General features: G+C 68.8%; 12 protein-coding genes and 1 pseudogene. 7 read left to right on the top strand and 6 right to left on the bottom strand.

The window, feature by feature from the left end:
- Positions 1 to 2 precede the first annotated feature (2 nt).
- A complete protein-coding gene (locus tag ACFYP5_RS21220) occupies positions 3 to 263 on the bottom strand; it encodes a hypothetical protein (RefSeq protein WP_389038165.1) in 261 nt (86 codons plus the stop codon).
- Positions 264 to 836: 573 nt separating this feature from the next.
- Between ACFYP5_RS21220 and ACFYP5_RS21215 the strand changes: the two genes are divergently transcribed.
- The 3 genes and pseudogenes from ACFYP5_RS21215 (at position 837) to ACFYP5_RS21205 (ending at position 3,705) form a co-directional block, all read left to right on the top strand.
- Complete coding sequence (locus ACFYP5_RS21215) at positions 837 to 1,385, top strand: hypothetical protein (RefSeq protein ID WP_389038163.1); 549 nt, start codon at positions 837 to 839, stop codon at positions 1,383 to 1,385.
- A 639-nt stretch (positions 1,386 to 2,024) separates the two neighbouring features.
- Positions 2,025 to 2,825: a hypothetical protein gene (locus ACFYP5_RS21210; RefSeq protein WP_389038160.1), complete on the top strand. Its 801-nt coding sequence runs from the start codon at positions 2,025 to 2,027 to the stop codon at positions 2,823 to 2,825.
- A 63-nt stretch (positions 2,826 to 2,888) separates the two neighbouring features.
- A pseudogene (locus tag ACFYP5_RS21205) lies at positions 2,889 to 3,705 on the top strand (transcriptional regulator).
- Between the two features lie 42 nt (positions 3,706 to 3,747).
- Here the strand turns inward: ACFYP5_RS21205 and ACFYP5_RS21200 are convergent.
- Together ACFYP5_RS21200 and ACFYP5_RS21195 are read right to left on the bottom strand one after the other, a co-directional pair.
- Positions 3,748 to 5,409: an ATP-binding cassette domain-containing protein gene (locus ACFYP5_RS21200; RefSeq protein ID WP_389038157.1), complete on the bottom strand. Its 1,662-nt coding sequence runs from the start codon at positions 5,407 to 5,409 to the stop codon at positions 3,748 to 3,750.
- 640 nt (positions 5,410 to 6,049) lie between these two features.
- The gene (locus tag ACFYP5_RS21195) at positions 6,050 to 6,997 is read right to left on the bottom strand and encodes a MerR family transcriptional regulator (RefSeq protein ID WP_389038154.1); all 948 of its coding nucleotides are present in this window, start codon (positions 6,995 to 6,997) and stop codon (positions 6,050 to 6,052) included.
- A 201-nt stretch (positions 6,998 to 7,198) separates the two neighbouring features.
- Between ACFYP5_RS21195 and ACFYP5_RS21190 the strand changes: the two genes are divergently transcribed.
- The 3 genes from ACFYP5_RS21190 (at position 7,199) to ACFYP5_RS21180 (ending at position 10,631) form a co-directional block, all read left to right on the top strand.
- Entirely contained in the window at positions 7,199 to 7,684 is a 486-nt protein-coding gene (locus ACFYP5_RS21190; protein WP_389038151.1) for an SgcJ/EcaC family oxidoreductase, read from the top strand.
- A 292-nt stretch (positions 7,685 to 7,976) separates the two neighbouring features.
- A complete protein-coding gene (gene asnB / locus ACFYP5_RS21185; protein ID WP_389038148.1) occupies positions 7,977 to 9,818 on the top strand; it encodes an asparagine synthase (glutamine-hydrolyzing) in 1,842 nt (613 codons plus the stop codon).
- Between the two features lie 324 nt (positions 9,819 to 10,142).
- Positions 10,143 to 10,631 (top strand): potassium channel family protein, encoded by a 489-nt coding sequence (locus tag ACFYP5_RS21180; RefSeq protein ID WP_389038145.1) that lies wholly within the window; start codon positions 10,143 to 10,145, stop codon positions 10,629 to 10,631.
- Positions 10,632 to 10,715: 84 nt separating this feature from the next.
- Here the strand turns inward: ACFYP5_RS21180 and ACFYP5_RS21175 are convergent, their stop codons facing one another.
- Positions 10,716 to 11,231, bottom strand: coding sequence for a DinB family protein (locus ACFYP5_RS21175; RefSeq protein ID WP_389038142.1), 516 nt, complete (start codon positions 11,229 to 11,231; stop codon positions 10,716 to 10,718).
- Positions 11,232 to 11,273: 42 nt separating this feature from the next.
- Positions 11,274 to 12,044, bottom strand: a complete 771-nt coding sequence (locus ACFYP5_RS21170) for a DUF4389 domain-containing protein (protein WP_389038139.1) — start codon at positions 12,042 to 12,044, stop codon at positions 11,274 to 11,276.
- A gap of 461 nt (positions 12,045 to 12,505) precedes the next feature.
- Here ACFYP5_RS21170 and ACFYP5_RS21165 point away from each other — a divergent pair, with 461 nt between their 5' ends.
- Positions 12,506 to 13,570 carry a phosphatidylinositol-specific phospholipase C domain-containing protein gene (locus tag ACFYP5_RS21165; protein ID WP_389038136.1) on the top strand — a complete coding sequence of 355 codons (1,065 nt, stop codon included), beginning with the start codon at positions 12,506 to 12,508 and terminating at the stop codon, positions 13,568 to 13,570.
- Here ACFYP5_RS21165 and ACFYP5_RS21160 read toward each other — a convergent pair.
- Entirely contained in the window at positions 13,531 to 13,911 is a 381-nt protein-coding gene (locus tag ACFYP5_RS21160) for a hypothetical protein (RefSeq protein WP_389038133.1), read from the bottom strand. The genes ACFYP5_RS21165 and ACFYP5_RS21160 overlap by 40 nt on opposite strands.
- Between the last annotated feature and the right edge of the window lie 105 nt (positions 13,912 to 14,016).

Below are 14,016 nucleotides of genomic sequence, written 5' to 3'. Positions count from 1 at the left end.
GGTCAGACGAGTGCGGCGCGCACGTCGGCGAGCGCCTCGTCGAGGGTGGTCGCAACGTTCTCGTGACCGCTGAAACCGTCGTCCTCGCCCGGGTCGACGGTCCAGCCCCAACCGCTTTCGGGGTGACCGTCGATGGTTGCCGCGTGCTTGCCCTTGGTGATGGTGATGGAGAGGTTCCCACCGGGAAAGGTCTCTACCTCGACGTGTGCCGTATCGCCGAACGCGTGAAGGATGGCGTCGCGGGCTTCCTGCTCGGTGGTCATGGGCTGCTCCTGATGGACGGTGACGACGACGGTGCGTCCGCCCGAGGGTGAGGGTGAAGGTGCCGACGGGTGCGGTGGGGCCGAAGCGTATCGAGCCGGCGACCTCTCTGCGGGTGCAAGAGCAACTCGATCACACCCCACACGTTGTCACGTCCTTCGCAGGGCCTCTCCGCGCCACTCCAGTACCCCCGCAGCGTCAGCGACCTGACACCGAGTGGGATCCAATCACTCCATTGATCACCCTGTTGGAGGCTCGCGTGGAATACCGCGCCGGGCAACGCCACGAGCACGTCGCCATCGGCGGATCCGGACTCAACTCGCCCGCCCGGACTGCCGCCCGCTGGACCCCTACATACGACTACGAGTTCAACCACCGGGGCGATGTGGCGGCCGATGACGGTTACTCAGGACGGTGCGGGTGTGCGTCTGCACCGTGCCGGGATCCGCGGCATGCTGCCGATTGAGTGACAATTCATATTTCCGGCATGTCGGATTTGGACGATAAACAGACTATCCGTACTTTCATTGACAGGTCGGCATCCCAGCCGACGTCTCTGAGAAGAAAGAAGTGACATGACCACGCGTACCGTCGCAGTGACCGCCGCTGTAGTTGGCGCCGCGGTTCTCGCTACAACTGGTATCACCTACGCATCGGCCGCCGGCACTCAGGCGGCCCCGTCCATCCAGGCTCCTGCCGCAGCCCCCTTCGGCGGTGACGGTGGAACCGCTGGAACGGCGAAGGGGAACGAAGGCAAGGGCAACGAGGGCGGCTACGGCGGCGGCTACGGCGGCGGCCGCGGCGGCGGCTACGGCGGCCACTACTACGAGGGAAGGATCCACTTCAACGAGCGGACGTACTCCGGCCGCCCGGACGGCTGCATCACTGTGGTCAGCGGGCTGGGCTCGCGGAGCTTCAACGTCCGCAACGACAGCCGTCACACCGTCGAGGTCTTCCGCGGGGCGACCTGCGACAACGGCTCCCCTGTCGCCACCGTCGGCCCCTGGAGCACCAGCAACGGCGTCTTCACCCGCCAGATCCGCGGTGGCGTGAAGGTCCGCAACGGCGTCGTGGGCAGCTTCCGCGTGGTCAGGGACCACTACGGCTACGGCAACAAGTGGTAACAGCTCCACCCGCCCAACACGGAAACCCCGGCCCGTCGGAATCGGGCCGGGGTTTCCCCATGGGGAGCTTCTCGGCGGTTGCCTCCTCCGGGGGCCACATACACGTGCGGCCCGAGCCCGGTGTCTCCTATACACCCTCTATGCCATTTCGAGCGTCAACTGGGCATAAGTGTGTCGCGGACGGCGGACTCGAACCCGTCGAACCCATACATGACGGCCCGCGCGCGAAGTAACCGCCGAACGCGTGACGGAATGCGCACGCGGCCCGCCGGAGCACCCAGCGACCGGACACGACCCGATGGGGCAACCATCCCCGGCAGCTACCGCAGTCTGCGAGCGCCGGTCATGGATTCGGATGACGAGCGGCTCGACCACCGACGAAGCAGCCGAAACACCCCCTTACTACTCCACCCAGGTTATTAAACCGACTGTATGTGCGTTGGTGTCTGGAACTACGAGCCGGGGATGTCACTGTTCAACCACCGCCCTCCGATCGTGAGAGGTGTCATGAAACTCCTGTCCAAGATTTTCAGAGGGTCGAAGAACCCGGCTGACGCAGCAATCTCGCAGCGGCTCGAGGAAAGCATCGAAAGTGCCGGCTACTGGGCGAACAGAATGCCGAGGGAAGCGGCTCGGCTGGTGCAGAAAGTCCGTCTGTACACCTCCACCGCCGCAGCACTCAGCCTTATCACAGGGCTCCTGGCCTGGCCCGTCATCGGAGAGTCCTCGCACCTCACCGCTCAGGTGCTCATCTCGGTGTTGTCGGGTGTCGCCGCGTTGACGATCGTCGCCCCTCATGCCATCGGTCTGAGCGATCGCGGGGACGAATCCATCAAGCTGTGCAGCACATACGGGGCGATGTACCGCGAACTTCTGGAGGCAAAGGAACAGCTCGCCACCGGATCCTTGAAAGACCCGTCCCGAGTAGCAGACATCATCTGCCAGTTCGAGCGCATCCAGGAGCGCAGGGATGCCCTGGCGCTTCCGGTCGGAGACGGACACACGGACCACGCGTACGCCCTGGAGCGGATCAAGGAAATCGGGCCACGTGGCTGGAGAGTTCCGGGCGGACTGCGAGAGATCGCACGGCCGTTGCTGCCGTCGGGCAGGACACGCCCGCAGATCGCACGGACACCGACCGTCGATGACGAGGCCGTCATCGCCGCGCTCATCTACGTGTTGAAGAGCGGGGGCGCGGCGCAGCAGGTGCCGCCGTACTCCGAGGCTCCGACGTCCACCGTGCACCGTCCGCCGCTCCCGGTCCGGCCCCGGACCGAGGTCCGCGGGGAGAATTCACCGGGCGAAGTCGGACGCAACAGCCGACCGGGGTCCGCCGATCCTTCACCGGTGGTCATCGATTCGACCCCCGTACGGGCCACGGGGACGGCGAAGCCGCACATCGGAGCCCCGCATTCCGAGACAGGTCTCCCCACCCTCTGACTCTGATGCAGCTCGCACGGTCACGTCGCGACCATCCGAAAATGGTCGCGACGTGACCGTGCGATGACCGGCGACCGGCCTCGGTGTCGACGTGGTGGGGCCGGTGAGAGCGATCCGCAAGGAGACCGTCAGGGTGTCAGTGCACGATCGTGGCGCGTGCGACGAGTTCGGTCGAGGTGTCCCACAGCCGCTCCGCGTTGTGGGCGTCGCGCATTGCGGCTCGAACCCGACGCCCGCGTGTACATGCACGCGCTCGCCCGCTCGCCCGGGACCTCCACGCGCAGGACCTCCCGCCCGGAGAGGGTGAGCGGGAGCATCCAGAACCTGATCGACGGCTGGCCCACCACACCCGCCCTCGTCCATGGCCGCTACATGACCACGCTGGCCGCGAACCCGATGGCCATCGCGCTCAACCCCCCTCTTCGCGCCGGGGGTCAACACACTGCGAGCCGCATTTCTCGAACCGGAGATGCGCGAGTTCTACCGGTACTTGGACAAAATGACCGCCAAGGCCGTCGCCTATCTGCGGTCGGTCAGCGCAGCCGCCGTCGACGACCCCGAGCTTGTCCAGCTGATCGGCGAACTCAGCCTGCGCAGCGAGCGCTTCCGTACGCTCTGGGCCCGCCAGGACGTACGGCAGAAGACGAGCGGAGTCACCCGCCTGCTCCACCCTCAGGTCGGTCCTCTCGATCTCCACTACGAGAAGCTCGCGCTTCCCGGCGCCCCCGGTCAGATGCTCATCGCCTACCACGCCGAGCCCGGCTCCCCCACGGGGGAACGGCTTCAGATGCTCGCGCACCTGGCCGCGCCCCCGCCGCCCGCGCCCACCGACACCGGCACGGCTGCCGCCGCCGAGACCACACAGGCACCGGACCGGTGAGCCCGGAGCTCACTGGTCCGGGCTCGTCCGCCCCGGGGGCGCTCAACCGGCCTCTGGCGCTTCCAGCAGCTCGCGGACCTCTTCGGCGCTCGTCTCCTGGATTTCCTCACCGAGGAGCAACCAGCGGGTGATGCCCGCCGATTCGAGGAAGGCCAGGTCGTGGCTGGCGATCAGGAGCGCCCCCCGGTAGGAGTCGAGCGCGCTCGTCAGCTGTCGCACGCTGGCCATGTCGAGGTTGTTGGTGGGCTCGTCCAGCATGAGCAACTGCGGGGCCGGTGCCGCGAGCATGGCCGCCGCGAGGGCGGCCCGGAAGCGTTCCCCGCCCGACAGGGTGCCCGCCGCCTGTTCGGCGCGTGCCCCCTTGAACAGGAACCGCGCGAGCTGGGAGCGGATGTGGTTGTCGGTGACGCCGGGAGCCAGACGTGCCACGTTCGCTGCGACGCTCAGCTCCTCGTCCAGCACATCCAGGCGCTGCGGAAGGAACCGCAGCGGCACCCATGTCCTGGCCTCGCCGGACAGCGGTGCGAGCTCCCCGGTGAGGGTGCGCAGCAGAGAGGTCTTTCCGGCTCCGTTGCGCCCGACCAGCGCAATGCGTTCGGGCCCGTGCACCTGGAGATTGCCTTCGCGCAGCTTGCCGAACCGGAGACGCAGGTCCTGCAGACTCAGGACGGTGCGGCCTGCGGGCACAACGGTACGGGGCAGGCTCACCCTGATCTCGGCATCGTTGTGGACCGCGTCCGCAGCCTCCTCACGCCGCTCGCGCGCCTCATGAAGACGGTCCTCCTGCAGGCCGCGCAGCTTGTCCGCCGACTCCTGCGCTGACCGCTTGCGCTCACCGGCGACGATTCTCGGGGCTCGCCGCTCGGCGTCCATCTTCTTGCTGTGCCGCTGGCGGCGCGCCGCCTTGATCCGGGCCTCCTCGAGTTCCCGCTTCTGCCGGCGGACGTCCGCCTCGGCGACCCGCAGCATCCGGCCGGCCGCTTCCTGCTGAGTGGCCACCGCCGACTCGTAGGTGGACCAGCCGCCCCCGTACCAACTCACTGATCCGGAGCGCAGTTCGGCGATGCGGTCCACCCGCTCCAGCAGCTCACGGTCGTGGCTGACGACGACCAGTACACCGGAGCGCCAGGAGTCGACGGCTTCGTAGAGCCGACGCCGTGCGAACAGGTCGAGGTTGTTGGTCGGCTCGTCGAGCAGGAGTACGTCGGGACGCTCCAGCAGCAACGCGGCCAGGCGCAGGAGTACGGTCTCCCCACCGGACATCTGGCCTACTGTGCGGTCGAGTTCGACGTCGTCGAGTCCGAGCGAGCCGAGTGTTGCCAGGGCCCGCTCCTCGACGTCCCAGTCGTCGCCGATCGTCTCGAAGTGCTCGACGCTCACGTCCCCGGCCTCGATGGCGCGCAGCGCGGCGCGCCGCCCGGCGATGCCCAGAGCCTGGTCGACACGGAGCGTCGTGTCGAGGGTGATGTTCTGCGGCAGGTAGGCGAGGCTGCCGCCGACGGTCACCGACCCCTGTGAGGGTCGCAGTCGGCCGGCCAGCAGTCGCAGCAGAGTGGACTTGCCGGTGCCGTTGGCACCCGCGAGGCCGGTGCGGCCCCGGCCGATGGTGAGGGAGAGCCCGTCGAAGACGGTCGTGCCGTCCGGCCACCGGAAGGACAGGGCGGAGCAGGTCACGGAGGTGCTGGGCGCAATGGGGTTGGTCATGATGATTCTCGCAGTCGCAAGCGCGGGGGCAGGGGGCTTCGTATGCGAGCACCACGCGGCGACCGAACCGGGAAGGAAAAAGGGGTGTGGCCGCCCTCCGGAAGGTGAGGGACGGCTCATGCACCGAGGTCGCATCCACGCGGGGTCACGGGCGGCAAAAGGCCGGCAGCAGCGTGACGGGCGTACGGCCGATGCCGTACGGCGCGATGATCGCGAACCTCAGATGCGCAACGTCCACCTCTATCGGAGACAACAGGACTCCAAAACTGTACCTCAACCACTCACTCGGTGTCCGGCACCTCGTGTCCTCGCGGGTCCGGACACCCGCCCCCGGGGCGGTGTCCCGGCCGGAGAAGGCGTCCGTGACCGTTGTGACGTCATCTGTCACCTTGGTGACGACATGGGGCCGTGCGGCTGCCTCACACCGCTCCGGCCGAGGGCTGTCCGTGCGCGTGGTCCGTCCGTCGCCGGGTCGAAGACGGGTGGGCGACATCGACCGCATCGCCGATCCGGATGAGGCGGCGATGCGGTCTCCGCCCGGTTCCGCTCGGCCCCGACGCGGACCGCCGCTGCGGACGTGCCGACCGCCGCAGCCGTGGGGTTCCGTCGGCCGCCGGGGACCGGTTCACCGGCCGTGCGGTCAAGGCCCTGCGTGCTGCGTCCGGGCACGCAATGCCTGGGTGGACCAGTCGAACACCGTGGTCAGACTGTGCGGGGCGGGCCAGCCGTTGATCACGGCGAGGAGCTGGAAGTACCGCTCCCTGCGAGGGTCGTTCGCAGTCTCCAGCCGGGTCAGGAGCCGGCGCCGGAGATCGTTGTCATCCCGGTGACCGGAGACGCACGCGTAATGAGCCGTGAGCGCGGCGACGACATGGTCGGCCTCGGCCGAGGCGGGGGCGACGCCCGCGGCCAGCGCAGGGCCGACCCGGTCACGGACGACTGCGGCAAGGTCGCGGCGAACCACCGCGGTGCCGCCCCCGGCACGCTCGGCGGCCTGGTCGTCCGCCATCCGCCGCACAGCGGCGCGGAAGTCCGGATCCTGGGACAGCTCGGCCAGCTCCACCCACGCCTCGACCTGCTCCGCCTCGGGGTCGTCCGGCAGCTCAGGCGTCATCGTGCGGATCACCGCCGTGAATGCGGGGTCGGTGTGCAGGTGGGCGAAGACGTCGTCGAGGAAGTCGGCGATCAGGCCTCCGCGTTCCTTTTCGGAGAGCTTGGCGAGTCTGTGCATGAGATCCATCTCCTCAGGGGTGGGCCCGCGCCTGGCCACCGCCGTCAGAACCGCGCGCCGCAGGCGCAAGGTGCGGATCTGCACCGCCAGTGCTTCGGCGTGCGCTGCGGCGACCTCGGGCAGCGGCAGTTCCCGGTCCACGACCTTGCGGATCGTGGGCAGGTCCAGCCCCAGTGCGCGCAGAGTCCGCACGAAGTCCAGGCGTGCGACGGCGTCGATGTCGTACAGGCGGTAGCCGGCCGGGCTGCGGCCGGTCGGCGCCACGATCCCGCGGTCGGAGTAGAACCGAATGGTCTTGACCGTCAGCCCGGTGCGCCGGGCCAGTTCGCCGATCGAGTAGAGCGTGTCGCCGTCCATGCCCCCACCTTCTTGTCTCCCCCTGCTGGAGACTCAAGCTCAGTCGGCCACCAGCATCGAACAACTCCCTCACCGGGGGGCCGGCGGATCAGCGGCTACGGGTGAGGCGGCGTCCGACACCCTTGGGCGGGGCGTGACACACCGAGACGGGCACGACTGGTCGTGGTCCGCAGCGGCACGGACCGTGGCAGGATCGACGCCATGAACGAGAGCACCGATCAGGAGTCCGTAACCCCTGCGGTGCGGGAACTCTACGAAGAGCTGCTCCGCGCCTGGAACCGCCGCGACGCTCACGCCTATGCGGCGCTGTTCACCCCTGATGCCGCAATGATCGGGTTCGACGGAAGCCAGGTGCGCGGCTCGGAGGTGGAGGGTCATCTCGCACCGATCTTCGCCGACCATCCGACCGCGGCATACGTCTGGAAGGTGCGGGAGGTGCGGCCACTCGGCGGCAACGCGGCCATGCTGCGCGCCATAGCGGGGATGGTGCCGCCGGGACAGTCCGAGCTGAATCCCGCGGTGAATGCGGTGCAGACCCTGGTTGCCGAGTGCGGTTCCGGATCATGGCGCGTGGCTCTGTTCCAGAACACTCCGGCGGCGTATCACCACCGTCCGGATCTCGTGGAGCAGCACACCGGCGAACTTCAGCAGGTGCTCCGGGCGGAGCACGGTCGGCATCAGGGCTGATCAAGCCCTTGCCGATGGCCGGACAGGTGCGCGCGGACCTCCACCCCGTCGTTCGCGATCCCTGAGCGGCACAGTCATAAGGAATCGATTGATCCGCTCGCCGCGGGCCCGACAGGCGCGAACGGCGGGGCTCCCGGGGCCCTCGGGGTGTCGTCGCGTTGACGACAGCAACGGGGAGGCGCACGCTCGTCATATAAGTGCGAGATACATGTTGTTCGATTATCGCGAAAAATGCGCACGTGAAGATCCGCGGCGATGCCTCGTGAGGTCGAGCCATAGGCAGGAGGCATCTATGTGCGGTATCACCGGCTGGATCTCCTTCGACCGCGATCTGCGGTCCGAGTCCGCCGTACTGGACGCGATGACTGCGACGATGGCGTGCCGGGGCCCCGACGACGGCGGCACATTCTTCGACGGCCCGGCCGGCCTGGGGCACCGCAGGCTCGCCATCATCGACCTGCCGGGCGGCCGTCAGCCGATGACGGTCCGGACCCCACAGGGCGATGTGGCGATGGTGTACTCCGGCGAGGCGTACAACTACACGGAGCTCAGAGTCGAACTGGCCGGTCTCGGACACCGGTTCACGACCGACTCAGACACCGAGGTCGTGCTCCACGGCTACCTGGAGTGGGGGGACGCGGTGGCCGAGCGGCTCAACGGGATGTACGCCTTCGCCGTGTGGGACGCCCGCACACAGAAACTGGTGATGATCCGCGACCGCATGGGCATCAAGCCCTTCTACTACGCCCCCACGGCGGACGGCGTGCTGTTCGGCTCCGAGCCGAAGGCGATCCTCGCCAACCCTCTCGCCCGGCGCGCGGTCACCCTGGACGGGCTGCGTGAGCTGTTCGCCTTCGTGAAGACCCCGGGGCATGCCGTGTGGGACGGGATGCACGAGGTCGAGCCCGGCACGGTCGTCACCGTGGACCGCGACGGGCTGCGCCGGCGCACCTACTGGACCCTGGAGACGCGGCCGCACACCGCCGACCAGGCCACCTCGATCGCCACCGTGCGCGAGCTGCTCGACGACATCGTGCGCCGCCAGCTGGTCTCCGACGTCCCGCGCTGCACACTCCTGTCCGGCGGTCTGGATTCGTCCGCCATGACCGCCATCGCCGCCCGGCAACTCGCGGAACGCGGCGAGACGGTGCGCAGCTTCGCCGTGGACTTCGTGGGGCAAGCCGACAACTTCGTCGCGGACGAGCTTCGCTCCACGCCCGACACCCCGTACGTGCACGACGTCGCCCGGGCGGCCGGTACCGAGCACCTCGACATCGTGCTCGAATCCCAGGCGCTCGCCGATCCCGACGTGCGGGCGCGGGTGATCCGGGCGCGTGACCTGCCGATGGGCTTCGGCGACATGGACGCGTCGCTGTACCTGCTGTTCAAGGCGATTCGCGAGCATTCCACGGTGGCCCTCTCCGGTGAGTCCGCCGACGAGGTGTTCGGCGGCTATCTCCAGTTCTTCGACGAAGAGGCTCGCGCCGCCGACACCTTCCCGTGGCTGGTGAAGTTCGCGGAGCACTTCGGGGACGACGCCGATGTCCTGCGCCCCGAACTGACGGACGCGCTCGACCTGCCCGGCTACATCCGCCACAGTTACGCCGTCGCCACAGCCGGGATCCGCCGCCTGGACGGCGAGTCCGACTTCGAGTACCGGATGCGGCGGATCTGTCATCTGCACCTGACACGCTTCGTGCGGGTACTCCTGGACCGCAAGGACCGGACGAGTATGGCCGTCGGCCTCGAGGTTCGAGTGCCTTACTGCGACCACAGGCTCGTCGAGTACGTGTACAACACGCCATGGTCGCTGAAGTCGTTCGACGGACGGGAGAAGAGTCTGCTGCGGGAGGCCACCCGCGATGTACTGCCCCAGTCGGTGTACGACCGGGTGAAGAGCCCGTATCCGTCGACACAGGATCCGAAGTACGCAATCGCCCTGCACGAGCAGGCCAGGGATCTGCTTGCCAGCCCCTCACACCGGGTCTTCGAACTCGTGGACCGGGACCGGCTGAAGCGGGCCGCGCACCGTGAACTCCCGCAGGTCACCCAGGCGTCGCGGCGCGGGCTGGAGCGCACCCTGGATCTGGCTGTCTGGCTCGATCTCTACGACCCAGAGCTGCTGCTGGACTGAAACGCCCGGCGAGATCCGAACGCTCCTGCCGCCTCTCGCTCACCACTCTCCCGACGGGCCCTCCGACAGGCCGTCGACTGTCGACAGGGTCATCCCCGGAAGCCATCGGTAACAGCGGTGGCACCGCCTGCAGCGGGTGGCGGCGCCCAGTGCCGCAGCGGGCGAGAACGGTTCGGAACGGGGCCGGTCACGCCAGTTCCGTGATGGGGAGCGGGCACGCGATTCCTGGCCGGGACCGGCGTGTGTCAGGCCGCTCACCAGGACCGTTCGACGGTAGCGTCGCCCTCACTCTTCTCTCTGCCTGGAGCCCGGGGGGTTCTGCCCGTGCAGCAATCGTTCTTCGCGCTTCTGCTCGGCCGTCTGCTGACCAACCGGTGGTGGCGCACCTTTCATGCCCGGGCCGCCCTGTCCGTCTCGGCGGCCACGGCCACGGTCCTGCTGGCCGGGGCGGCATTGGTCGTTCCCGCCGAGGAGGGCGCGCCCGGCGCGAACATCACCTCGTTCCCCAAAGCCGTCTGGTGGTCCATCGAGACCGCGACGACGGTCGGGTACGGGGATCTGTACCCCGTGACCGCATGGGGGCGGGTGATCGCCTCGGTGATGATGCTGGCCGGTATCACCACCTTCGGCATGGTCACCGCGTCCATCGCCACATGGTTCGTCGGCCGGGCCGAGCAGGACGCCCAGCATGTGGGCAGGGCGGTACGCCGCTATGCCCGGCACGGCGAGGAGGTGTTCGACGCCGAGCTCCGGGCGCTGCACGAGAGGTTCGACCGTGTGGAGCGGCTGCTCGAGAGACACGGCGAACGATAGGCGCCGACAGGCAGGGGCCACCCGTCGGGCGCGGCCATGTTCCCGGCCGTGTGCGGGAAGCGGGAGCAGCGACGAGATGGACGCTCAGTCCCCCGTCACCCCGTCGAGGCGTTCGCGCACCAGGTCGGCGTGGCCGATGTGACGCGCGTACTCCCCGATCATGTGGACATGCACCAGGCGCAGTGAGAAGACCTCGCCGCGATGTGTGAAGGTGTCGTCGAGCGACGCATCGGCGACGACGGCGTCCGCGAGGCGGCACTCCTCGATCAGGCGCGCATAGTCGTCCGCCGCACGGGCCGGGTCCAGGTCCTCGAAGTCCGCGTCCTTGCCCCGGGACGGGTCGTACATCGGCTCCAGCGGCTGTCCGGCGAATCGCTCCCGGAACCACGTGCGTTCGACCTTCGCCATATGACGGAGCAGCCCGAGAAGGGTGAGGTTGGACGGCGGAACGGTCCTTTCGGCGAGTTGTTCACCGGTCAGGCCGGCGCACTTCTGCAGCAGCGTGCTGCGGAACCAGCCGAGATATCCCGTGAGCATCTCCCGCTCGCCGGCGACCAAGGATCCGGGGATGCGCTTCGCTTCAGGTGCGGTCCAAGTCATCGCATGATCATGCCTGTTGGCCGGCAGTCCGTGCCAGACCTTTCACCAGTCCGCGGTGTCCGATGTCCAAGTGGTCGTCGTGGAGGTGGTGATGTCGGTGGCGACTCCGATGATCAGGAAGAGGACCAGCAGGGCCTTCCCCGCAGCGCTCATGACCAGCGGCCGGGTGGCGGAACGTGTCTGCCGCTCCGGTACGGAGAGGGCGTCGTCACCGAAGAACCCCTTGGGGTAGGCCGACGTGAGCATCATGAAGTACGCGGCGAAGCGCATGCTGTACCGGAGTGTGGCGGCCGAGGCCTCGAAGAGGGGACGGGGCATCCGCCCCAGGATGAGCGTGATCAGCCACCAGATGAAGGACAGGGCCCACCAGCCCGACGAGGCGAGGCCCTGTACAACGGCCGCCGGAATCATCAGGAGCAGCCGGAAGAAGACGGCCAGCCGGTTGAGCTCCGTCGGCCGTACCTCGATCTGGACCGGGTAGTCCGGCGGCGGGGTCAGCGTGAACGGCGGATAGCGGTCGATCAGCAGCATCGCGTTCGCGCCGACCCGCATCCGGTAGCCGAGATATCCGGCGAGGAAGCGGAAGACCGCTTCGGGCAGCCGCCCCAGTACCAGGGCGGCGAACCATCCCACGATGACGGTGAAGACGGCCGCGATGTGGAGGAAGAACAGCACGATGAAGTGCGGGATGAGCAGGAGGAGTCGCACCAGGACGGTGAGTCGCCGTTGTCCCGGCGGCTCGACGAGGTCCAGGACGGGCAGCCATTCGCCGAGGTCCGCTCCCCTGGGGCCCGTCCACTGGGCGTCAGCCATGTCGCTCCTCCTCGGCGGGTGACACGTATGCCATCGGCACACACGTCATCACCCCACGCTGGGCCCTCGGAATCCGGTTCGCAATCGGTCACGGGCCGATCGGCCGATGCACCCGGCCGACCGGGTGATGGCGGCGTCCGGCCGGGTGCGGACGAGGCCGTGTCGCCCCATCAGCTCGCGGTGCGCTCGTGCCGGCCGCCGAGAACGTGGACCAGCCCCCGACGGCCGCGCTTCCAGGGCCGCATCCGGACCCGCAGCCGGTCCACCGACCGGTCACGACCGAGGCGGTGCAGCCCCCGTCGTGGACCGCCACGCCCGGCATCCGGGCCGTACGGCCGGGGATGACGACCTGTCGTCGCTGTCGGAACCGATCGGCCGGTTTCCGTACCACTGCCCGTCACCCAACTCTCCTATCGTGCCTGTCGTTTGACGCGTTCGCATCAACGATGAGGGTGAGGATCATGGGAGACGGACGGCACATGGGACACGGATGGCGTCGAGGGCTGACGACCGCGGCGGCCGGTCTGCTCGCTGTCGGACTGACTGCCGGATCCGCCCGTTCGGCCGACACGGGTGAGTCCGCCTACTCGGCGACCACCGGCGTCGGCGTGCACAACGCGTACGAGAAGAGCACCTATCCCTACTTCGCCGACGCTCTCGACTCCGGTGCGGCGCTTCTCGAGCTCGATGTGTGGACCAACGTCTTCGGCAGTTCCTGGCGGGTCTCGCACAGCAACCCGATCGGCAACGACAACAACTGCGAGAACGCCGCGAACGCGAGCCAGCTGCGCACCAAGGCGCGCAATCAGAATCTGGCCGGCTGTCTCGCGGACATCAGGGCCTGGCACGACGCGCACCCGGGCCACCGGCCGGTGGTGCTGAAGCTCGAACTCAAGGACGGCTTCCAGGCAAACAACGGCCGGGGCCCCGCCCAGCTGGACGCACTGCTGTCCGACAAGCTCGGCAGCGCGCTGTTCCGGCCCGCCGATCTGGCCGGTGGGCACGCCACGCTCGACGAGGCGGTACGGGCCGGCGGGTGGCCCGCCCGGTCCGCGCTTGCCGGGCGCTTCGTCGTGGAGCTGATTCCCGGGACCGTCGAAGAGGGCAACCCGGCCGACACCCTGTGGACCGACCGGGAGTACGCCACTCATCTGCGCGATCTCGCGGCGGCCGGGCGGCTGGGGGACGCGGCCGCCTTCCCCGCTGTGCACCGGGCCGAGGCCGGTGACCCGAGAGGGCGCTACACGGACGCGGGCATCCGGCCCTGGTTCGTGGTCTTCGACGGCGACGCCGCCACGTACGCCGGTGGGTCCATCGACACGGGGTGGTACGCCCGGAACCAGTATCTCGTCGTGATGACCGACGCCCACAATGTGGCGCCCGCCATCGACGGGACGAACCCGACACAGGCTCAGGCCCTGGACCGGCTCGCCCTGTTGGCGGGACGGCACGCGAGCATCATCACCGCGGACTGGCATGCGCTGACTCAGGTGCTCTCGACGGTCGTGCCGCGCGCGGCGGGCTGACGGAGACCGGCGGTCGGCGAGGTCACGGCGCGGCACGGCCATCGCTTCGCCGTCTGCGCCGAGCAGTTCCCGGCGTAGCCGCGTACGGAGCCGCATGCGGCGCCCATGTCCGCCGGGAACAGCGGCATGTCGGCGGCGGGCGCCGTGCCGCAGCCGGGCCGGTTCGGTTCCTGGTCCTCGGGGTCCGCCCGCCGACCGACGAGTATGCGCTCACCGGCGAGGCCGGCATCGGCGACGATGCCGGCCTCGCCGCCCCGTCCTCCCCCCTGGACCTCGCCGCGCGAGTCGGAACGGCAAAGCCCGCCGCGTCGGACGGGGCCCGTCGGCGCCGGTGCATCCACCGACGTCGCCGAAGTTGTGGAGCCGCGCGGAACGCATCTGTCAGTTCACGGAGTGGAACCCTAAGGCCTGTCACGTAATCCCTGGTGGATCGGCGCATCGTCAGA

Source organism: Streptomyces sp. NPDC005262 (assembly GCF_042872425.1).
Classification (GTDB): Bacteria; Actinomycetota; Actinomycetes; order Streptomycetales; family Streptomycetaceae; genus Streptomyces.
This window is presented reverse-complemented; position numbering and strand designations above follow the sequence as displayed.